General features: G+C 70.4%; 17 protein-coding genes. 9 read left to right on the top strand and 8 right to left on the bottom strand.

The window, feature by feature from the left end; all coding sequences use genetic code 11:
* Nucleotides 1–80: 80 nt before the first annotated feature.
* From ABD655_RS12280 to ABD655_RS12245, 8 genes are all read right to left on the bottom strand, one after another.
* Nucleotides 81–1,163, bottom strand: coding sequence for a sugar ABC transporter substrate-binding protein (locus ABD655_RS12280; protein ID WP_344714310.1), 1,083 nt, complete (start codon nucleotides 1,161–1,163; stop codon nucleotides 81–83).
* A gap of 288 nt (nucleotides 1,164–1,451) precedes the next feature.
* Nucleotides 1,452–2,681: a sugar ABC transporter permease gene (locus ABD655_RS12275; protein WP_344714309.1), complete on the bottom strand. Its 1,230-nt coding sequence runs from the start codon at nucleotides 2,679–2,681 to the stop codon at nucleotides 1,452–1,454.
* Between the two features lie 23 nt (nucleotides 2,682–2,704).
* Nucleotides 2,705–3,589 (bottom strand): ATP-binding cassette domain-containing protein, encoded by an 885-nt coding sequence (locus ABD655_RS12270; RefSeq protein ID WP_344714308.1) that lies wholly within the window; start codon nucleotides 3,587–3,589, stop codon nucleotides 2,705–2,707.
* A 75-nt stretch (nucleotides 3,590–3,664) separates the two neighbouring features.
* On the bottom strand, nucleotides 3,665–4,762 hold the full coding sequence (locus ABD655_RS12265) for a sugar ABC transporter substrate-binding protein (RefSeq protein ID WP_344714306.1): 1,098 nt from the start codon (nucleotides 4,760–4,762) through the stop codon (nucleotides 3,665–3,667).
* Nucleotides 4,763–4,769: 7 nt separating this feature from the next.
* The gene (locus tag ABD655_RS12260; protein ID WP_344714305.1) at nucleotides 4,770–5,957 is read right to left on the bottom strand and encodes an ROK family transcriptional regulator; all 1,188 of its coding nucleotides are present in this window, start codon (nucleotides 5,955–5,957) and stop codon (nucleotides 4,770–4,772) included.
* A gap of 59 nt (nucleotides 5,958–6,016) precedes the next feature.
* Nucleotides 6,017–7,258: an NYN domain-containing protein gene (locus tag ABD655_RS12255; protein WP_344714304.1), complete on the bottom strand. Its 1,242-nt coding sequence runs from the start codon at nucleotides 7,256–7,258 to the stop codon at nucleotides 6,017–6,019.
* Nucleotides 7,259–7,320: 62 nt separating this feature from the next.
* The gene (locus ABD655_RS12250) at nucleotides 7,321–8,304 is read right to left on the bottom strand and encodes a Gfo/Idh/MocA family protein (protein WP_344714303.1); all 984 of its coding nucleotides are present in this window, start codon (nucleotides 8,302–8,304) and stop codon (nucleotides 7,321–7,323) included.
* The gene (locus tag ABD655_RS12245; protein WP_344714301.1) at nucleotides 8,301–9,647 is read right to left on the bottom strand and encodes an O-acetylhomoserine aminocarboxypropyltransferase/cysteine synthase family protein; all 1,347 of its coding nucleotides are present in this window, start codon (nucleotides 9,645–9,647) and stop codon (nucleotides 8,301–8,303) included. The genes ABD655_RS12250 and ABD655_RS12245 overlap by 4 nt, the downstream gene beginning before the upstream one ends.
* 101 nt (nucleotides 9,648–9,748) lie before the next feature.
* Between ABD655_RS12245 and ABD655_RS12240 the strand changes: the two genes are divergently transcribed.
* The 9 genes from ABD655_RS12240 to ABD655_RS12200 all read left to right on the top strand — a co-directional run bounded on the left by ABD655_RS12240 (nucleotide 9,749) and on the right by ABD655_RS12200 (nucleotide 19,718).
* Complete coding sequence (locus tag ABD655_RS12240) at nucleotides 9,749–10,603, top strand: sulfurtransferase (protein ID WP_344714299.1); 855 nt, start codon at nucleotides 9,749–9,751, stop codon at nucleotides 10,601–10,603.
* On the top strand, nucleotides 10,600–12,012 hold the full coding sequence (locus ABD655_RS12235) for an NtaA/DmoA family FMN-dependent monooxygenase (protein WP_344714297.1): 1,413 nt from the start codon (nucleotides 10,600–10,602) through the stop codon (nucleotides 12,010–12,012). The genes ABD655_RS12240 and ABD655_RS12235 overlap by 4 nt, the downstream gene beginning before the upstream one ends.
* A 144-nt stretch (nucleotides 12,013–12,156) precedes the next feature.
* Entirely contained in the window at nucleotides 12,157–13,791 is a 1,635-nt protein-coding gene (locus ABD655_RS12230; RefSeq protein WP_344714295.1) for a TIGR04028 family ABC transporter substrate-binding protein, read from the top strand.
* A 46-nt stretch (nucleotides 13,792–13,837) separates the two neighbouring features.
* On the top strand, nucleotides 13,838–14,815 hold the full coding sequence (locus ABD655_RS12225; RefSeq protein ID WP_344714293.1) for an ABC transporter permease: 978 nt from the start codon (nucleotides 13,838–13,840) through the stop codon (nucleotides 14,813–14,815).
* The gene (locus tag ABD655_RS12220; protein WP_344714291.1) at nucleotides 14,812–15,762 is read left to right on the top strand and encodes an ABC transporter permease; all 951 of its coding nucleotides are present in this window, start codon (nucleotides 14,812–14,814) and stop codon (nucleotides 15,760–15,762) included. Before ABD655_RS12225 ends, ABD655_RS12220 begins: the two co-directional genes overlap by 4 nt.
* Nucleotides 15,759–17,390 (top strand): dipeptide ABC transporter ATP-binding protein, encoded by a 1,632-nt coding sequence (locus tag ABD655_RS12215; RefSeq protein ID WP_344714289.1) that lies wholly within the window; start codon nucleotides 15,759–15,761, stop codon nucleotides 17,388–17,390. The genes ABD655_RS12220 and ABD655_RS12215 overlap by 4 nt, the downstream gene beginning before the upstream one ends.
* Nucleotides 17,387–18,463: a putative FMN-dependent luciferase-like monooxygenase gene (locus tag ABD655_RS12210; protein ID WP_344714287.1), complete on the top strand. Its 1,077-nt coding sequence runs from the start codon at nucleotides 17,387–17,389 to the stop codon at nucleotides 18,461–18,463. Before ABD655_RS12215 ends, ABD655_RS12210 begins: the two co-directional genes overlap by 4 nt.
* Nucleotides 18,460–19,104, top strand: coding sequence for a CMD domain protein (locus ABD655_RS12205; protein ID WP_344714285.1), 645 nt, complete (start codon nucleotides 18,460–18,462; stop codon nucleotides 19,102–19,104). Before ABD655_RS12210 ends, ABD655_RS12205 begins: the two co-directional genes overlap by 4 nt.
* Nucleotides 19,101–19,718 carry an alkylhydroperoxidase domain protein gene (locus tag ABD655_RS12200; RefSeq protein ID WP_344714283.1) on the top strand — a complete coding sequence of 206 codons (618 nt, stop codon included), beginning with the start codon at nucleotides 19,101–19,103 and terminating at the stop codon, nucleotides 19,716–19,718. Before ABD655_RS12205 ends, ABD655_RS12200 begins: the two co-directional genes overlap by 4 nt.
* Nucleotides 19,719–19,752: the final 34 nt, after the last annotated feature.

Below are 19,752 nucleotides of genomic sequence, written 5' to 3'. Positions count from 1 at the left end.
CCTTGCGATGGCGGAACGGGAGCGCGCAGAGGGCGTCGCGCCTTCGATGACGCGACGCCCTCGCGGCTGTGGCGGTTAGGTTACTCGGTGACGCCGAACTCCGTGCAGGCTGCGGCGACATCCGGCGTGCAGACGTCGTCGAAGGATGCGTCGCCGGCGGCGATGACGTCCTTGACCTCGTTGGGTCCGACCAGCAGCGGGGTGACCTGGATGTACGGCGTGCCGTCGTCCAGCTCGGCGTCGGTCTCGACCTCCTCGCCGCTCAGGAGCGCGATCGCGACCTCGACCGCCGCGGCAGCCTCATCCGCGACCGGCTTGTACACCGTGGCCGTCTGCCATCCGAGCAGGATGTTCTGCAGACCCGCGACGTTGGCATCCTGGCCCGAAACGGCAACTCCCTGGAGGTTGTTGTCCTGCAGGACCTTGATGACGCCGGCGGCGTTCGTGTCGTTGGCCGCCCAGACGCCGTCGACCTGTCCGCCGAGCGAGGTCAGCGCCTGCTCGAAGTTGGTCTGCGACTTGGCCTGGTCCCATGCCCCCGGGGGCTCGGCCGCCGGCACGATGCCCGCGCCTTCCATGACCTCGACCGCGCCATCGTGGAACATGGCCGCGTTGCCGTCGGTAGGGTCTCCGCCGATGTAGACGACTGTCGCGTCCGCGGGCGCGACGCCCTTGGCCTCGAGGCCGTCGAGCACGGTCTGACCCTGCAGGCGGCCGACCTCTACGTTGTCGAACGACACGTAGTAGTCGGCGCCCGAGAACGGGCGGTCGTACGCGATCACCGGGATGCCCTCGGCCTTGGCCTTGGTGGCGACCGCTTCGGCGGCACCCTGGTAGTCCACGAGCAGCATCACGCCGCAGCCCTGCGTGAGCTGCTGGTCGGCGATGGTCGAGTACTTGTTGACGTCGCCCTGCGCGTTCTGGATGTCGACCTCGAATCCGGCGCCCTCCAGGCCCTCCTGGAGGTACTTGCGGTCGAAGTTCTCCCACCGCGGCGACGAGGCCGCGTCGGGCAGGATGACGCAGGCACGGCCGGCGGCATCGCCTCCACCACTGTCACCACTGTCGCTGGGCGTCGCGCCACCCGAGCCGGAACAGCCGGCGAGGAGCAGCGCGGCCGCGCCGGCGAGAGCGGCCGCGGAGAGGATTGCAGACTTCTTCATCTTTCGCCTTTCGTCTTTGAAGATGCGAACGCCAGAGAACCCCCCAGCGTGGTTCGCGCTTGAGGAAGATCCTGACGACATGGGGCGTTGGCGTCAAGACATGAACGTAACGCTTTGACAACAGCCGCAATTCGACCGGTACAGACCCGTTCGGCATTACCGACCCGCGTCGGCGTCCGACCGAAATGCTCATTCGCCCCGCACGACAATGAGCATTGTGCTCGATTCCGGCCCTGCAGCCGAGAGTTCCTTGCTTGGGCGGGTTTTTCACTTGAACGCATGAAGCGTTCAGGCTCTGCCGACGGCGGCCCGCTTCCGTCGCGAAAGCGAGTCCACGGTCACGGCCAGCACGAGCACGACACCGGTGACCATGAACTTCACCGATGAGTCGAGATTCAGCAGCGTCAGGCCCGAGGCGATGGACTGGATCACCACGATGCCCAACAGCGCAGCGAATGCGGTGCCCCTGCCGCCGAAGAGACTTGCGCCGCCGATCACGGCGGCCGCAATCGCGTTGAGGTTCACATCACCCGCTCCGGAGCTCTGGTTCGCGGCAGCGAGCCGTGCAGCCGCCAGGATGCCGCCGATTGCGGCGAGACTCGAGCAGAAGATGAACACCGAGACGTAGATGCGGTCGACGCGGATCCCGGCCCGGCGCGAGGCCTCGACGGAGCCGCCCACGGCGTAGACGGCGCGTCCCCATCGCGTGCGCGTCAGGGCGAAGTTCGCGATCACCACGAGCGTCAGGAAGAACAGGAACATGACACCGACGCCCCGCGACAGGTTCAGGTACCACGAAGCGACGGTCAGAAAGGCGAGCAGTGCCACGCTGCGCAGGCCGATCTCGAGGTAGCTCTGACTCACGAGATTCGCTGCTGCCCGCTGGCGCGCGCGTCGTGTGAGGATCCACGCGTATCCGCCCGCGGCGAGTACGGCGACAACGTACGAGGCCCACGCGGGAAGGAACATCTGCTGGGCGAAGTACACCAGCCACGAATCGAAGGGCAGATTGATGGACCCGTTCGGGCCGAGCACCCACAGCTGCAGCCCCAGGAAGCCCAGCAGTCCGGCGAGCGTGATCACGAAGCTGGGCAGGCCGAATCGCGTGAAGAGGAAGCCGTAGAGCAGCCCCACCAGCGCACCGGCGGCGATGGCCGCGACGAGGGCGAGGATCAGGTTCCATTCGAGCTGGACGAAGCCCACCGCCAGGATCGCCGACGCCAGCCCGGAGACCGACCCGACGGACAGGTCGATCTCGCCCACGAGCAGTACCAGCACGATCCCCAGTGCGATCGTGCCGATCGCCGCGCACTGCATCGTCAGGTTCACGAGGTTCGTGCTCGAGAGGAAGACCGGGTTCAGGGCCTGGAACACGGTCCAGATCAGGACGAGGCCGACGATGACCGGAAGCGAGCCGAGGTCGCCGCCGCGCACCCGGGTCAGCAGCAGCGTGACCGCGCCGCGAAGTCTTCGTGGGCTCAGCAGGCGGTCCTCTGACGGGTCCAACGCCGCCGCCATCCCGCGATCCTCACGGGCCGCCTTCATGCGCCGCCGCCGCCGGGAGCGTTCCGTTTGCGGCGTCCGCTCTTGTCGGTCATGCGGATGATCTCACCCTCCGGCGCCGGCTCGGCGTCGGGTCGGTCGGCCGCGCGACGGGTGACCGCGTTGTCGGTGGCTCCGGTGATCGCGGCGATCAGCGTCGCGCTCGTGACGTCGGCGATGTTGTACACGCCGTTGTTGCGCCCGAGACGCAGGACGACCACCCGGTCCGCGACGGCCATGACGTCGGCCATGCTGTGGCTGATCAGCACCACGCCGTGCCCCCGTTCGCGGAGGCGCTCGATGAGGTTCAGGACCTCAGCGGTCTGAGCGACCCCGAGTGCGGCAGTGGGCTCATCGAGGATGACCACGCGCGGGTCGCCGATGAGCGAGCGGGCGATGGCGACGGTCTGACGCTGGCCGCCAGAGAGCGACGCGACCGGAGTGCGCACGGAGGGGATCTTCGCCGACAGCTCCCGCAGCAGCGTCCAGGTCTGCTGCTCCATGTCCACTTCGTCCAGAGTCCGCCCGCTGCGCAGTTCGCGGCCGAGCCAGAGGTTCGCGACCACGTCGAGGTTGTCGCACAGCGCGAGGTCCTGGAAGACCGTCGCGATCCCGAGTTCCTGCGCGTCTGCAGGGCTGGTGATCTCCACGGCGTCGCCGTCGTATTCGATGGTGCCCGAGTCGGGTGCGTGGACGCCGGAGAGCACCTTGACGAGCGTGGACTTGCCCGCGCCGTTGTCGCCGATCAGCGCCACGACTTCGCCCTCGTTCACCCAGAAGTCGACGTCCGTCAGCGCTCTGACGGCGCCGAACCGCTTCGCAATGCCTCGCATCGTCAGGACGCGCTCGCGCGCGCGTCCTGTGCGGGCGGCAGGCAGCGACATCCTCACGTCCTCATCGTCGGGCGGTCTTTTCGAAGAACCCTACCTGCCGTCCCGCGCACCGGCGTCAGCAACGGATCACTCCGTCAGCAGTCCGGCGGTCACGCACGCCTCGCGGTACGCGGGGGTGCAGATGTCCTCGATCGTCCAGAACCCGTCCGCGACCACCGTGGCGAGGATGTCGTGGATCGTCACGGCGACCGGGTCCAGCAGGGTCGTCGGGGTGCCGTCGATCTCGAGCGGGGCGGTGACCTCCTCGCCATGCAGCAGCGCGACGGCGACCTCGGCGGCCAGCTCGGCCTGAGGTTTGATGGCCTTGTACACGGTCATGTACTGATCGCCCGTGAGGATCCGCTGGATCGCGGACAACTCGGCATCCTGCCCCGTGACGACGGGCCAGGGGCTGACATTCGCCGCTTTGAGCGCCGAGACCGCGCCGCTGGCCGTCCCGTCGTTCGCCGCATAGACACCCACGATGTCGGAACCGTACTGCGAGATCTGCCCGGTCACCCACTCCTGGGCCTTGTCCGGGCTCCAATCCGGAGTCGCGTACTCCGCGAGGATGCGCAGCCCGGCCGCGTCGATGACGCTGTGCGCGCCCTCGGCGAAGCGGGTCGCGTTGCTGTCGGTGGGGGAGCCGTTGACCATCAGGATGCCGCCACTCAGGTCACCGCGTTCGGTGAGCGCCTCGACGAAGGCGGTCGCCTGAAGCTGCCCCACCTTCTCGTTGTCGAACGACACGTAGTAGGCGATGTCGCCTCCTGCGACCAGCCGATCGTAGGAGACGACCGGGACACCCTGCGCGTTCGCCGCGGCCACGATCGTGACAGCGGCACCGACGTCCACCGGGTCCAGGACCAGGACGCCCGCGCCGGCGGCGAGGGCGGACTCCGCCTGCTGCTGCTGCTTCGCGGCATCCTGATCCGCGTTCGTGTACAAGACCCGGTAGTCCCCGAGCTCGGCGATGCGGTCCTCGAAGAACGGGCGATCGAAGGTTTCATAGCGCGCGGTCTTGGCATCCGGCAGCAGCAGGGCGACGGTGCCCGCCGACCCGTCGCCGTCGGATCCGGCCGGCGCCCCGGTGCACGCCGTGAGCGCAGCGCCGATCACGGCGAGCGCGACCCCGACCGCGCTCGCCCGCCGAAGGAAGCGTCTCGCCGACGCCCGGTGAGCCATCGGGCGCCTAGGCCGTGAAGGGGAGCGCGTCGGCTTCGACGATGACGTGGTCGAGGGCGATCGTGATCGCTCCGCGCGTCTCGGCCCACTCGCCGAACGATGCGGCGACGATCTCGGGCAGACCGTTGGCTGAGGCCAGTGCGGTGCGTTCGAGCGAATGGCGCATCGGCGCCATAAGGATCTCGCCGGCCTGGCCGAGTTCGCCGCCGACGACGATCAGTTCGGGATCGAACAGATTGCACAGGCTGGCTGCGGCGATGCCGATGTGCCGGCCGGCGTCGGCGATGACCCGCCGCGAACTGCCGTCACCGCTATAGGACGCCTGGATCAGATCGCTGAGGCGCTGCATCCCCTCGCTCGGCGGAAAGAGCGAGAGGAGCGCGGGGCCACCGGCGTAGCTCTCGAGGCATCCGCGGTTGCTGCACCGGCAGATCGGGCCGTTCTCGTCGATCGTCACGTGCCCGATCTGACCCGCCTTGCCGTTGACCCCCCGGAAGAGATCGCCCCCGACGATGAGGCCGGCGCTGATCGTATGACCGACGCGGATGAACACGGAGGAGGATGCCGAGCGCGCACTGCCCTCGCGTGCTTCGGCGAGCCCGGCGAGATTCGCCTCGCTGTCGACGAAGACGGGGCGGCCGATGCGCGCGGTGAGGCTCTCGGCGACATCGATGCCCTCCCATCCCCGCAGAAGCCCCGGGGTGGAGACCATTCCGGTGCGCGGGTCGATGGGTGCGGGCAGGGCCAGTCCCACGGCGAGCAGCTCCCCGACGGTGCCGCCGAGGGTCTCCATCATGTCGCTGAGAAGGATGCTGAGGCGGTCCAGCTCGGCGTCGTGGCGATGATCCAGGGGAAGAGGGAGCGTCGTCTGGGTCACCACGGTGCGGGTGGCGTCGGCGATCGCGATGTGCAGCTGGCGCGCGCTGAAATGGACACCGGCGACCAGCCCGAGCTGTCGGGTGAGCGAGACCAGCGTGGCGCGGCGTCCGCTGCGCGAGGTGATCGACGTGTGCAGCAGCCCGGAGGCGGTCAGCTCTTTGACGATGTTCGACACCGTCGCGGGTGAGAGCCCGGTGCTCCCGGCCAGTTCGACCTGAGTGAGTCGCCCGTGGCGCTTGAGTGACTCGACAAGCCGGGCTCGGTTCGCTTCACGAAGCGAGGACTGCGAGCCTGGTGGAGCGATGCGCCGTACCACAGTCGACACTGTACCCGAAGGGTTTCGCGCGGACGAGGACCGAGCCGCCCCGCCGTGCGCTACTCGCGGAGGCGCACGAGGCGTTCGTGTCCGGTTTCCTCGAGCTCCGCGATCGACTCCCGCGCCTTGACGAAGTCCGAGAACGACCGGTAGCCGAGGGCCTTCTCGCTGAACGAGGGGTCCATCCGGCGCATGTGGGTCTTGACGGCCGAACTGTGCAGCCACTCGGCGTCGTCGTCCTTGTCATGCCCGAGTCGAAGCGCGCGCTCGAGCAGGCGCGTGGCGACCTCCTGGGGGTCTTCGGACGGCTCCTCCACCGTGGGCGGCGACGCATCGACGCCCGCCGCGACCGTGGTCGATGACGCACGACGGTTGGTGCGCTTGGGCGGCGCGGCCGGCCCCAGCGCGTCGATCAGGGATGCCTCCACCGCCGCAGCGGTGTTCTCGGCGGTCTCCGCGGCCGCCGTCGGCGCCTCCGCGTCCGCAGCCACGGCGGCCTCCGCGGCCGCAGCCTCCTTGGCCGGAGTCTTGCGTCCACCTCGTCCGCCCCGGGTCTTGACGGCGGTCGCCGCGGGCGCGTCGGGCGCGGCCGCCTCACCCGTCGTCTCGGTGGCGGCATCGCCGGCCGCCGCCTCCGAGGCCGCCTCGGCCGCTGCGGCCTTGGACCGGGAACCGGCCCCACGAGAGGGCGCGCGCGAACCGGACTCCTTCGCCACCGCCGCGACACGGGCGACGCGGGGCACTCCAGGAAGCGAATCGTAGGCCTCGAACTCGTCGCAGGCGGCGGCGAGGGACTTCGCGGTCGAGCCGGCCACGCCCACCGCGACCACGTAGCGTCCGAGGCGACGGCAGCGCTGAGCGAGCGGGACGTAATCGGAATCGCCGGCGACGATCACCACGTGCGTGAGATCGGGAAGGCGGAACATGTCCTCCACGACGTCGACGGCGAGGCGGATGTCGGCGCCGTTCTTCGCGTAGGCGGCGGCGGGGAACAGCTGTACGAGGTCGACGGCCCGCGCGACCAGCTGAGTGCGGTAGACCGCGTTGACCGGTGAGGACCAGTCGGCGTAGGCACGCGTGAGCACCAGTGTCCCGAAGGATGCCGCATAGTCGATGATCGCGCCCACATCGATCGTCGCCGCGGTCAGACGCTCGGCGATCTCGGGGTCTTCCGGCGTCTCGATGATGCGCTGCCGGTCGCGGCCGTAGGAGTTGCGGCCGTGTACGCGGTCGTACCAGGAGATGACGATGTTGTCGAAGTCCAGATAGACGGCGACGCGGGAATTCTGCGAGTCGGGCATGAGTACATTCTGACAGGCGGTACCCGGCGTCACCTGTGCGCGGAGGTCCCGACGGCCGTCGCTCAGCGCTCGGTGGGGTACTGCAGCCCGATCTGCCGGCGGATCTCATCGAGCGTTTCCATGATCGCCACGGTCTCGCCGATCGGCAGGATGTCGCTGTCGTTCCGCCCGTCGGAGACGTACTGCTCCGCGGCGATCGCCTGGTACTGCATCCCGCGTCCTTCGACCTCGGACTCGTACGATTCCATGACGCTGCCGTCGGGTGCGACCAGCCGGAACGAGGTCGGGTTGTACCAGACCGGGTCGATGTCGATCCGGGCATCCGTGCCCACGATGTGCGCCGTGTTCGGACCGGCGGCGTGGGATGCCGAGATCGACGTCGACAGCGCGCCGGAGGCGTGCGAGAGGATCGTCGCGACCTCGCCGTCCACGCCCGTGGGGCCGAGGGTGGCCGCGGCGGTGACCGCAACCGGCGCGCCGAGCATGTCCCACGCGAACGAGACCGGGTAGACGCCCAGGTCCAGCAGCGCGCCGCCGCCCAGTTCCAGCGCGTTCAGGCGGTGGCTCGGATCAGACGAGATGCGCTGCGTGTGATCGGCGAAAAGGGCCCGTACGTCACCCAGCGCCCCCGTGTCGAGGAGTTCGCGGATGCGGATCATGTGCGGCAGGTACCGGGTCCACATCGCCTCCATGGCCAGCAGTCCGCGTTCGGCGGCCGCATCGCGCACCGCAGCCGCCTCGGCGCCGGTCAGTGCGAAGGGCTTCTCGACGAGCACGTGCTTGCCGTGTTCGAGCGCGAGAATCGCGTTCTCCGCGTGCATCGGATGCGGGGTCGACACGTAGACGATGTCGACGTCGGGGTCCGAGACCAGGTCCTCGTAGGAGGCGTGCACGTGCGGGATCTCGAATTCCGCCGCGAACCGCGCGGCGGAATCCGCGGATCGCGATCCGACCGCCGCGACGTCGAGACCGGCGATGCGCAGATCGTGAGTGAAGGCGTGGGCGATGCCGCCCGTGGCGAGGATTCCCCAGCGCAGTCCAGTCATGCTCCGAGCGTACCGACCGTGGCCCGCGCCGCGCGGGTCCAGACCAGGGCCGCGTCCAGATCCGCGAGGATGTCCGCGGGATCCTCCAGCCCGAGCGACAGGCGGATCGTGGTCGGCCCGATGCCCGCGTCGGCGAGCTGGCGCGGCGTGAGGTGGCTGTGCGTCATCGAGGCCGGGTGGGCCACGAGGCTGCGTGCGTCGCCGATGTTGGCGACCAGTCGTACGACCTCGAGGCGCCCGATGAAGCGCTCCACCAGCGCGAAATCCGCATCCGGGTCCCCGGTGGAGTGCAGATCGAAAGAGAAGACGGACGCCGCGCCGCGCGGCAGATAGGTGCGGGCGAGGGTGTGCCAGGCGCTGGATTCCAGACCGGGGTGATGCACGTGGGCGACGGCGGGGTGGGCGTCGAGGAACCGTGCGGCGCTCAGGGCCGTCGCGGAATGACGCTGCATGCGCAGATCCAGCGTCTCCAGCCCCTGCAGCAGCTGGAACGCGTTGAATGCCGACAGCGAGGGGCCGAGGTCGTGCACGTACTTCGTCTTCACCAGCGCGATGTACGGCGACCCGGTGGCGCCGAACCGGTCCACGAGGCTTCCGCCGGGGACGCGGCGGTACGGCTCGGTCAGCTGCGGCCAGCGGGCGGGGTCGGCGGTGAAATCGAAGGTGCCCAGGTCGACGACCGCCCCGCCGAGGGCGGTGCCGTGACCGCCGAGGAATTTCGTCGCCGAGTGCACGACGATGTCGGCGCCGAAGTCCTTCGAGCGTTGCAGGTACGGGGTCGCGACGGTGTTGTCGATCACGAGGGGAACGCCGGCGTCATGGGCGATCCGGGCCACGGTGCGCACATCGAGGACCTGCGCGATGGGGTTGGTCACCGACTCCGCGAACAGCGCGCGCGTTTCGGGTCGCAGCGCGGCTCTCCAGGCGTCCGGATCGTCCTGGTCGACGAACGTGACCTCGATGCCCCAGTCGGCGAAGGTGTCCTGCAACAGGTCGATGGTGCCGCCGTACAGCTGGTTGGCGGCCACGATGTGCTCGCCCTGCTTGGCCAATGCGAGCAGCGAGAGTGCGACGGCCGCCTGCCCCGACGCGACGCCTGCGGCGGCGATGCCGCCCTCGAGCGCGGCCACGCGCTCCTCGAAGACGAGCACGGTCGGGTTGGCGGCGCGGCTGTAGATGTTGCCGTCCCGGCGGAGCGCGAAGCGGTCTCTCGCCTCACTGAGCGAGGAGAACTCGAACGCGTTCGACTGATAGATCGGCGGCACAGCGGTGTTCTCGGCGGTGCCCGGCCGGTAGCCCGCCTGCACCTGCGCCGTCGCGAAGGAACGGGGGGTCTCGGACATGCCCCCATTCTGGCCGGGACCGCCCGTACAGGCCGTGCCGTGTGTCGAACTGTTGCACCGGGGGCTGCGTCGAGGCCATGGTGCGGATGCACCATGGGGCCATGGCGCTTCTGATCTCACCGCCCGAGCTCGCCGACCTCCGCGACTCAGGCGCCCCCGTCCGTCTGCTGGATGTGCGCTGGCGGCTGGACCGCCCCGAAGGGCGCCCGGAGTACCTCGACGGTCACCTGCCGGGCGCGGTGTACGTGGATCTCGATCACGAACTCGCCCGGAAGGGGGAGCCAGCCGAGGGGCGGCATCCGCTCCCCACGCGGGCGGCGCTGCAGGACGCGGCCCGGCGCTGGGGGCTGCGCGCCGACGAGACGGTCGTGATCTACGACGACGTGCAATCGGTCGCCGCGGCGCGGGCGTGGTGGCTGTTGAGCCGCAGCGGGATCGAGGATGTGCGCGTCCTGGACGGCGGACTGCGCGCCTGGATCGCTGCCGAGCTGCCGCTGGAGACCGGCGACGTCCAGCCTCGCCGCGGAGACATCGTCCTCACCGAGCTGACCGGCGGGGTGGCCAGCATCGACGACGCGGCCGCGTGGCCGGGGCGGGGAGTGCTGCTGGACGTGCGTGCCCCGGAACGGTATCGCGGCGACCTCGAGCCGCTCGACCCGGTCGCCGGGCACGTGCCGGGTGCGGTCAACCTTCCGACCGTCGCGCACCTGGAGGCCGGGCGCTTCCGCGATCCGGCCGCCATCCGCGCCGCATTCGCCGCCGCCGGGGCCTCGGACGGCACTCCCGTCGCGGCGTACTGCGGCTCGGGCATCACGGCCGCCCACACCGCCCTGGCCGGCGCCCTGGCCGGCATCGATGTTGCGGTCTTCCCCGGGTCCTGGAGCGAGTGGTCCCACGCGCGCGGTCGGCTCGTCGCGACCGGTCCCACGCCGCAGGGGAACGTGGGACGGGCGTGACCGACCCGCTGATCGTCGGGGCCATGGTGCGCACGCTCGGCGCGTATCCGTCCGGCTGGCGCCACCCCGGCGCGCATGCGGATCCCCGAGCGGATGCCGCGATCCTCGCTCGCATCGCACGGCTGGCCGAGGACGCCGACCTGGACTACCTCTTCTTCGGGGACTGGCTGGCCACCGGCGCGGACCTGGAGTTCCGCGACCCGTACCTGCTCGCCCGCATCGACCCGGTGAGCGCCGTGCTCTACCTCGCCGGCCTCACCCGGCGGATCGGGCTGATCGCCACCGTGAACACGACCTATGCGGACCCCTACGCGATCGCGCGTGCCAGTGCATCGCTGGATGTCCTGACCGGAGGTCGCGGCGGGATCAACCTGGTCACCGGCGCGGAGCCCCGGGCGGCGGGCAACCATGGTCGGGATGCGCACGCCGACAACGACACGCGGTACGACCGCGCCGACGAGTTCGTCGCGGTCCTGCGGCGCCTGTGGGAGTCCTGGGATGACGCGGCCTGGATCGCCGACACCGAGGCCGGGGTGCTGATCGACCCGCACCTCCTGCGCCCCGCCGCCTTCGAGGGAGCGCAGCTGCTCGTCGAGGGGCCGCTGAACGTCGCCCGCCCGCCGCAGGGGCATCTTCCGATCGTCCACGCGGGCACGTCCAGCCGGTCGCGCGCGCTCGCGGCCGAGCACGCCGACCTCGCCCTGATCGCCGGTCCTGACGCCACCGCGGCGAAGCTCGCGCGGACGCAGCTGCGCGCGGCTGCCCTCGTCGCCGGGCGCGACCCCGACCGGCTGAAGGTGATCGCCACCGTGCTTCCCGTCGTCGCCGAGACCGATGGCGCCGCGCACGCGATCGTCGAGCGACTGCTGCGCCTGGTCCCCCTGGACGACGGGTCCGGCAACGGGCAGAGAGCGTCCTTCCCGCCCGGGCGCTCGCTCCGGGAGTTCCTGACGCTCGCCGGCGTCCCCGAGGACCACCCCGCCCGCGATCGGAATGTCGACGATGTGGTGGATGCCGCGGCATCCGATCTGTTCGCCGAACCGGCCGCGCGCACGCTGCAGATCGTGCAGGAGCGTACCGGACGCACCGTCGGGGGAGCAGAACCGGTGACCTGGCGGCACCTTGTCGCCGCGCACGCGGTGCCCGCCGCGTTCCTCGTGGGAGGGCCCGCAGCGATCGCGGACCACTTCGAACTCTGGCGCGACGAGGGCGCCGCGGACGGATTCAACGTGCTGTCGGCGTTCCAGCCGCAGCAGTTCGAAGCGTTCACGCGTCTTGCCGTGCCCGAGCTGCGCCGCCGAGGCCTGCTGGGCCGGGATGGCGCCACCCTGCGGGAACGTCTCGGCATCGGCGCACCGCGTCTGCTGCATCCGCCGGTGCGCGCCGGAGCCGGAGGCGTCCGGGCCTGAGCGAATGTGACGCCGCGTGACGGCGCGTGTCCGCGTCTTGCGGGCGGTGTCACGATGTGTCTTTCGCGGTTCGCGTCGCCGGTCAGCCTCCCTAGCGTGACTTCCAGTCCTCTCACGCACATCGTCAGCTCAGGAGCAGCACCCATGTCCCGACCTCTACACCGCGCCGCGGTCGGCGCCCTCGCGATCGTCACCGTCGCCTCGCTCGCCGCCTGCGCGTCGCCCACCTCCGGTGGTCAGAACGCCGTATCCGGCGCGGAGCCCGCCGCGGGCGGCACCCTGACCTACCTCGAACACCAGACCTACACGAACCTCTATCCGCCGCAGGCGGGCTTCTACCCGAACGGCGGGATCGTGAACAACATCGCGGCACGCCTGACCTGGCAGAACCCCGCGACGCTCGAGATCGAGCCGTGGGTCGCGACGGAGTGGACGGTGAACGCCGATGCCACCGAGTACACGTTCGACATCCGCGACGACGTCACCTTCTCGGACGGAACCGCCCTGGATGCGGCCGCCGTGGCGAAGAACTTCGACGTGTACGGGCTCGGCAACGCAGAGCTCGGGCTGACCGTGTCGGAGGCGATCAACAACTACGCCTCGAGCGAGGTCGTCGACGCAGACACGGTGACGTTCCGCTTCTCCGCCCCGGCCCCCGGCTTTCTGCAGGCCACCTCGACGATCAACTCGGGGCTGCTTTCGCCCGACACGCTCGACCTGTCGCTGGAGGACTTCGGCGCTGGGCACGCCGCCGAGATCGTGGGCGCGGGACCCTTCGTGGTCACGGACGAGGAGCTCGGCACCGAGCTCACGTTCGAAGCCCGCGAGGACTACGACTGGGCGCCGACGAGCGCCGCGCACCAGGGCCGTGCGTACCTCGACGGCATCCAGCTGATCGTCGCCCCCGAGGACAGCGTGCGGATCGGGTCGCTGCTGGCCGGTCAGGCGGACTACATCCGCTACGTGCAGGCCTTCGACGAGGCCCGCGTGGAATCTGCCGGCTTCGAGCTGTACGCCCCGCAGACCCGCGGGGTGAACAACGCGCTGAGCTTGCGCTTCACCAACCCGCTGCTCAGCGACATCCGGGTGCGCCAGGCGCTGGTCGCCGGCGTGGATGCCCAGGAGATCGTGGACACGATCTTCACGGCGAACTATCCCGTCGCGACGTCGGCGCTCAGCTCGTCCGCGCTCGGCTACAAGGACGAGTCGGAGTTCTATGCGTACGACCCGGAGCGCGCCGAGGACCTGCTCGACGAGGCCGGCTGGGTGGCGGGAGCAGACGGGATCCGTGAGAAGGACGGCGCGCGGCTGTCGCTCACGGTGTACGAGGCCAAACCGCAGCCCCTGTCCAAGCAGACCCTGGAACTGGTCGCCCAGCAACTCACCGTGATCGGTGTGGAGCTGAACGTGAAATCGGCGGATGCCGGCACCTACGCCGAGGACATCAAGGACCCGCTGAAGACGCCGCTGTACCACTCGATGGTCGGCCGCGCCGACCTGGACGTCATCAAGAGCCAGTACTTCACCAAGAACCGCAACACGCTGCTCTCCGACGACGCCGAACTGGATGCGCTGCTTCTCGCCGTCGCCTCGGAGCCCGATGGCGACAAGCGCATCGCGGCATCCCAGGCCGTACAGGACTACCTCGCCGAGCAGGCGTACGTGATCCCCCTCTTCGAGGAGCCGCAGGTCTACGGCACCGCTCCCTACGTCCACGGTGTCGAGTTCGAGTCCGTCGGCCGCCCGTCCTTCTACGACGTCCGGCTCGATCAGGACTGAGCCGGTCGCCCGACCGCACCCCCACACACGGACGGAAACCGAGTCGATGCGCTACGCACTCCGACGCGCCGGGCAGGCCGCGATCGTCCTGATCGCGGCCTTCACGGCCACGTTTCTCCTGCTGCAGCTGCTGCCGGGCGACGCGATCCTGATCAAGTTCGACAACCCCGAGCTGGGGCTCTCGCCCGAGCAGATCGCCGACATCAGGGCCGCGTACGGAGCGGATGTGCCCTGGTGGCAGCAGTACCTGCACACCCTCGGAGGGTTCCTGCGCGGGGACTTCGGCTACTCGACCCAGTACGGCACCGAGGTGCTGCAGCTGATCGGTGAGGCGCTGCCCCCGACGGCCGCGCTGGCCGGGCTCGGGTTCCTCGTCGCCGCACTCCTGGCGTCTGCGATCGCGTTCCTCTCGACGCTCACGCCCTTCGCGTGGCTGCGGGGCGCCCTCCGGGCGCTGCCGGGGGTGTTCGTCTCGGTGCCCGTGTTCTGGCTCGGGATCATCCTCATCCAGGTGTTCTCGTTCGGGCTCGGGTGGGTGCCGATCGTCGGAGCCGATCCCGTCCAGGGTCTCGTGCTTCCCGTCCTCACACTGGCCGTGCCGATCTCCGCGCCCCTCGCGCAGATCCTGGTGCGGAGCATCGATGAGGTGCAGTTGCAGCCGTTCGTCACCGTGGTGCGGGCCAAGGGTGCCGCACCATCCTGGGTGCTGTGGCGATCGGTCGCGCGCAATGCGGTTCTGCCGGCGCTGACGATCGCCGGAGTGCTGTTCGGCGAACTCGTCGGCGGCGCCGTGGTGACCGAGACGGTGTTCGGTCGGCCCGGCATCGGCCGTCTCACCGAGCAGGCCGTCGCCAACCAGGACATCCCGATTCTGCAGGGCATCGTGCTGCTGGCAGCGCTGACGTTCATCGTCGTGAACCTCGGAATCGACCTGCTCTATCCGGTCCTGGACCCGCGCCTGCGCCAGGGGTCGCGTCGTGCCCGCGTCGCCTCGGAGCCGGCCGCCTCGGAGGTACTCGCATGACCGCACCCGTACTGCCCACCGACACCGACCTCGAAGCCGCGCGCCGCGTCGAGGAGTCCGCCACCGTCACCGACCCCATCGCCCTGGACGCCGGTGCCGACGCAGACCGGCCGCTCCGGCGCGCGTCGACGGCCCGCCTCTTCGCCGTCGCGCGACGCCCGTCCTGGACGCTGATCCTGGCGTGTGCGGTCGTGGCGATCGCGTTGCTGTGGGCGGTCGCGCCGTGGCTGTTCACCGCCTACGACCCGATCGACGGCGTCCCGGCCGACAAGCTGCTCCCGCCGAGCGCCGCGCACTGGTTCGGCACCGACGCGATCGGGCGGGACCTGTACGCGCGGGTCGTCCACGGGGCGATCCATTCGCTCTCGGGGGCGCTGATCGCCGTCACCGTCGGTCTGGTGGCCGGAACCCTCCTCGGCGGAGTCGCGGGGTCGGTGGGCGGCCTGCTCGATGACGTCCTGATGCGCATCGTGGACGTGCTGCTGTCGATCCCCGGCCTGCTGCTCTCGCTCTCCATCATCATCCTGCTCGGGTTCGGCACGGTGAACGCCGCGATCGCCGTGGGCATCGGAAGCGTGGCATCCTTTGCGCGCCTGGCCCGCTCGGAGGTGGTCCGCGTCCGCCGCACCGACTACGTGGAGGCCGCGTTCGGCAGCGGGGGAACGTTCTTCACGGTGCTGCGCCGTCACGTGCTGCCGAACTCCCTCACGGCGGTGATCGGGTTGGCCGCACTGCAGTTCGGCACCGCGATCCTCGCGATCTCCACCCTCGGCTTCCTCGGATACGGGGCTCCGCCTCCGACACCGGAATGGGGACTGCTCATCGCCGAGGGGCGCAACTACGTCGCGACGGCGTGGTGGCTGACGACTCTTCCAGGCCTGGTGGTGCTCGTCGTCGTGCTGAGCGCCAACCGCATCAGTTCATCTGTGGGAAGGAGCGGCCGGTGAGCGTTCTGAGCGTCGAGGGGCTGAGGGTCTCGTATGCGAATCGATCCGGGCACCGGAATGTCGTCCACGGCATCGACTTCGAAGTGGGCGAGGGCGAGGTCGTCGCGCTGGTGGGCGAGTCCGGGTCGGGCAAGTCGACGACCGCGCACGCGCTGCTCGGACTGCTGCCGGATGGGGGTCGGGTCGAAGCCGGCGTCATCCGGCTCGCGGAGCTGGACATCGCCGGGTGGTCGCCCACGCAGCTGCGCGGCATCCGTGGGGCCCAGGTGGGCCTGGTCCCACAGGACCCCGGTGCGTCGCTGGATCCGGTGCGGCCGATCGGCGTCCAGGTCGGCGAGATCCTACGGGTGCACGGAGAGCGCAACCGCGACCTCATCCGCACCCGCGTGCTGGAGCTCCTCGAGCGAGTCGGGCTGGACGATCCCGTACTCCGTGCGCGGCAGTACCCGCACGAACTGTCCGGCGGGATGCGGCAGCGCGTTCTGATCGCGACCGCCATCGCGCTCGGTCCCCGCCTGATCATCGCTGACGAGCCGACGAGCGCGCTGGATGCGACCGTCCAGCGCCGCATTCTGGACCTCATCGACGACCTGCGCCGTGAGCAGGGCACCTCGGTGCTCCTGGTCACACACGACCTCGGTGTCGCCGCCGATCGCGCGCAGCGCGTCGTGGTGCTCAAAGACGGCCGCATCGTCGAACAGGGTGCCACCGCGGCCATTCTCGAGAACCCGCAGGACGCCTACACGAAGCAGCTGCTCGCCGACGCACCCGCGCTCGCCGTGGACGGCTTCCGGCGGGCCCCGGCCCCGCTGTTCCTGCGCGATGCGGGCGCCGCTGCGGCCGAGAATCCCCACGCGATCGTCGCGGCGGGACTCGTGAAGCAGTTCACCGTGCGCGGCCGGGAGCCTTTCCGCGCGGTCGATGACGTCTCGTTCCGAGTCCGCCGCGGAACCACGCACGCCCTGGTCGGCGAGTCGGGTTCGGGCAAGACGACGACCGCCCGTCTGGTCACTCGCTTCCTTCATCCCGACGCGGGAAGCATCGAACTGAGCGGGACGGACATCGCGGGACTCGCCGGCGGCGAACTGCGGCGCCTGCGCCGGCGGATCCAGCTCGTCTACCAGAACCCGTTCTCCTCCCTGGATCCGCGTCAGACGATCGAGAAGATCATCGCGGAGCCGCTCGACAACTTCCGGGAGGGCACCCGCCGGGAGCGCGGAGCGCGCGTCGCGGCGCTCGTCGACCGCGTCGCACTGCCCTCCGACGTGCTGCAGCGTTCCGCGCGCGAGCTGTCCGGCGGACAGCGTCAGCGGGTCGCGATCGCGCGTGCGCTGGCGATCAACCCCGACGTCGTCGTCCTCGACGAAGCGGTGTCGGCCCTGGACGTCACGGTGCAGGCGCGGATCCTCGAGCTGCTCGAATCGCTGCAGCAGGAGCTCGGGCTGACGTATCTGTTCATCTCCCACGACCTCGCCGTCGTGCGCCGGATCAGCAGCACGATCTCGGTGATGCGCCGCGGACGCATCGTCGAGGAAGGCACGACCGAGGACATCTTCACCCGACCCGCCCACGAGTACACGCGCGAGCTGCTGGCGGCCGTGCCCGGACGAACGGAGGTGGCGGCATGACCGTCCCCACCCTGGCGTACTTCACCCGCCTCCTCGACGACGCGCCGGCGGCGGAGCGCTACCGCCTCGCCACCGACCAGATCCGCCATGCCGAGCGCTTCGGCATCGCGCGGGCGTGGATCGCACAGCATCACTTCCGCGCGTCGGAGGGCGGGCTGCCCTCGCCGTTCGTCTTCCTCGCGCACGCGGCGGCCGCCACCAGCGAGATCCGCCTCGGCACCGGGGTGGTCACGCTTCCTCTCGAAGACGCGGTGCGCGTCGCGGAGGACGCCGTGGTGGCCGACCTGCTCTCGGGGGGACGAATCGATCTGGGCCTGGGCAGCGGGGGCACCCCGTCGTCATTCATCCCGTTCGGTCACGCGGTGAACGACAAGGCCGCCGTCTACGATGCGAAGCTCAGCCTTCTCCTCGCGGCGCTGCACGGCCGCGACATCGGGGGAGGGAACACGCTCTACCCGGATGCCGGGACCCTCGGTTCCCGCGTGTGGCAGGCGACGTTCTCCGCGGCCGGCGGAACCCGCGCCGGCATCCATGGCCACGGACTCCTCCTCTCCCGAACCCAGCCGCGCCCGGCGGAGGAGCCGCGCGCGTCGCTCGCGGCGATCCAGGAGCCGATCATCGACGCGTACCTCGCGGCGCTTCCGTCCGGCGCGGCACCACGGGTCACGGCATCCCGAACCGTGTTCGTGGCCGATGACCGGCGCGATGCGCTGCGCTTCGCCGAGGTCGGGCTGGCCCGCGCGGCCGACGGGTTCCGCCGCGCGGGTCAGACGATCCCCGGCGACACGCTCGAGGAGCTCATCCTCGCCCTGGACACGCATCTGGGCACGCCCGCAGAAGTGGCCGAGTCGCTGTCGCGCGACACCACGCTGTCCCGCACCACCGAGGTCGCCTTCCAGGTGCATTCCGTCGATGCCCCGCACGACTTCGTGCTGCGCTCGATCGAGCTGTTCGCCACGGAGGTCGCGCCCGCCCTCGGCTGGGCCACGCGAGACCGCGACCCGGCGACACGCGCACTGATTCCGACCGCGGCGCACGCGCCCGCATCCCCTCCGAGAAAGGACGACGCATGATCTCCTCCGCCCCTGACCTCATCGACGAATTGGCAGGCGTTGGCGCCGGCGGTTCGCTCGACGACCTCCGCCGCCGACGCCCCGTGACCAGGGATCAGCTGCAGGCCAGCAGCGACGCGCTGTTCGCCCCCGTCGACGACGCCGGCTTCCCCCTTGCAGAGCGTCTGCTGATCGCGGCTTTCGCGACGCGGCTGACCGCCGACGACGCCACCGCCCAGCGGTACGCGGCGCTCGCACGCGCCGCCGACCCGGCGGGTGCGGAGATCGTTCTCGCCGAGGCAGAAGCTGCCGCGACGCCCGGCCCTTTCGGTGCCTACGCCGAGGCCGGGCTTCGCAGCGAGGGCGCCGAGGGGCCGCGCTACTCTCCGAGCGCGTCGGTCGCTGAGACGCTCGGGCAGCGGGTCGCGGTCGCGCTCGCCCACGCCCAGCTGCTCGTGAGCCGGCCCCGCGAGGCGTCGTCGCCCGCGATCGACCGCCTGCTCGGCGCGGGCTGGAGCGCCGACTCGATCGTCACCCTCTCTCAGCTCGTGGCGTTCCTCGCGTTCCAGCAGCGGGTCGCCGCGGGCCTGCGCGTCCTCGCCGAGACGGGCATCGTCAGTGGCACGCATGCCGGCAGCGACACCGCGGGGGCGGCGGCATGACCGGCGCAACGATCCCCGCGGGCACACTGACCCATGAGGCTGCGTATCCGCACGCCTTCACGCGCGGCGAGGTCGGGTGGCTGCCGTGGCTGGAGCCGCTCCGCGTGGAGGAGCTGACCGAACGTCATTACGACGGCCTCGTGGATCGCGGGAGGGCGTCCAGCGACTACTTCCGACTGCTGGTCCGCGACCCCGAGATCCTGCGCGCACGCACCCTGGTCGACAAGGACATCTTCTACAACGTCGCCGAGGGCCTTCCTCGCGCCGAGCGCGAACTCGCCGCGGCCGCGGCATCCCGCGTCAACGGGTGCGTGTTCTGCGCTTCGGTGCACGCACGCTTCGCCGCGCACCACTCTCGGCGCCCCGACCTGGTCGATGAGCTGCTCGCGCGGGGCGTCCAGGCCGATCTGGGCGAACGGTGGAACGCCGTCACGGATGCCGCGGCCGCACTGACGGCCACTCCGATCGCGTTCGCTGCCGAGCACGTCGCCCGCCTGCGCGCGGCGGGGCTGGACGACCTCGAGATCGCCGACGTCGTGCACGGCGCCGCGTTCTTCAACTGGGCCAATCGGCTGATGCTGTCACTCGGACGCCCGGTCGCGCCGCCCGACTGACCGCGAGACCGGATAGGCGGCACCAGACAGAGGC

It is taken from the genome of Microbacterium terregens (assembly GCF_039534975.1).
Taxonomy (GTDB): domain Bacteria; phylum Actinomycetota; class Actinomycetes; order Actinomycetales; family Microbacteriaceae; genus Microbacterium; species Microbacterium terregens.
The sequence above is the reverse complement of the archived record's forward strand: the minus strand, read 5'-3'. Positions and strand labels throughout refer to the sequence as shown.

What these genes read in the sequence shown, in the direction of transcription:
- ABD655_RS12210 (WP_344714287.1), top strand. Translation starts at nt 17,387, where the DNA reads ATGACCGTCCCCACCCTGGCGTACTTCACCCGCCTCCTCGACGACGCG.
- ABD655_RS12280 (WP_344714310.1), bottom strand. Translation starts at nt 1,163, where the DNA reads ATGAAGAAGTCTGCAATCCTCTCCGCGGCCGCTCTCGCCGGCGCGGCC.
- ABD655_RS12270 (WP_344714308.1), bottom strand. Translation starts at nt 3,589, where the DNA reads ATGTCGCTGCCTGCCGCCCGCACAGGACGCGCGCGCGAGCGCGTCCTG.
- ABD655_RS12205 (WP_344714285.1), top strand. Translation starts at nt 18,460, where the DNA reads ATGATCTCCTCCGCCCCTGACCTCATCGACGAATTGGCAGGCGTTGGC.
- ABD655_RS12200 (WP_344714283.1), top strand. Translation starts at nt 19,101, where the DNA reads ATGACCGGCGCAACGATCCCCGCGGGCACACTGACCCATGAGGCTGCG.
- ABD655_RS12230 (WP_344714295.1), top strand. Translation starts at nt 12,157, where the DNA reads ATGTCCCGACCTCTACACCGCGCCGCGGTCGGCGCCCTCGCGATCGTC.
- ABD655_RS12255 (WP_344714304.1), bottom strand. Translation starts at nt 7,258, where the DNA reads ATGCCCGACTCGCAGAATTCCCGCGTCGCCGTCTATCTGGACTTCGAC.
- ABD655_RS12240 (WP_344714299.1), top strand. Translation starts at nt 9,749, where the DNA reads ATGGCGCTTCTGATCTCACCGCCCGAGCTCGCCGACCTCCGCGACTCA.
- ABD655_RS12275 (WP_344714309.1), bottom strand. Translation starts at nt 2,681, where the DNA reads ATGGCGGCGGCGTTGGACCCGTCAGAGGACCGCCTGCTGAGCCCACGA.
- ABD655_RS12220 (WP_344714291.1), top strand. Translation starts at nt 14,812, where the DNA reads ATGACCGCACCCGTACTGCCCACCGACACCGACCTCGAAGCCGCGCGC.
- ABD655_RS12245 (WP_344714301.1), bottom strand. Translation starts at nt 9,647, where the DNA reads ATGTCCGAGACCCCCCGTTCCTTCGCGACGGCGCAGGTGCAGGCGGGC.
- ABD655_RS12225 (WP_344714293.1), top strand. Translation starts at nt 13,838, where the DNA reads ATGCGCTACGCACTCCGACGCGCCGGGCAGGCCGCGATCGTCCTGATC.
- ABD655_RS12265 (WP_344714306.1), bottom strand. Translation starts at nt 4,762, where the DNA reads ATGGCTCACCGGGCGTCGGCGAGACGCTTCCTTCGGCGGGCGAGCGCG.
- ABD655_RS12250 (WP_344714303.1), bottom strand. Translation starts at nt 8,304, where the DNA reads ATGACTGGACTGCGCTGGGGAATCCTCGCCACGGGCGGCATCGCCCAC.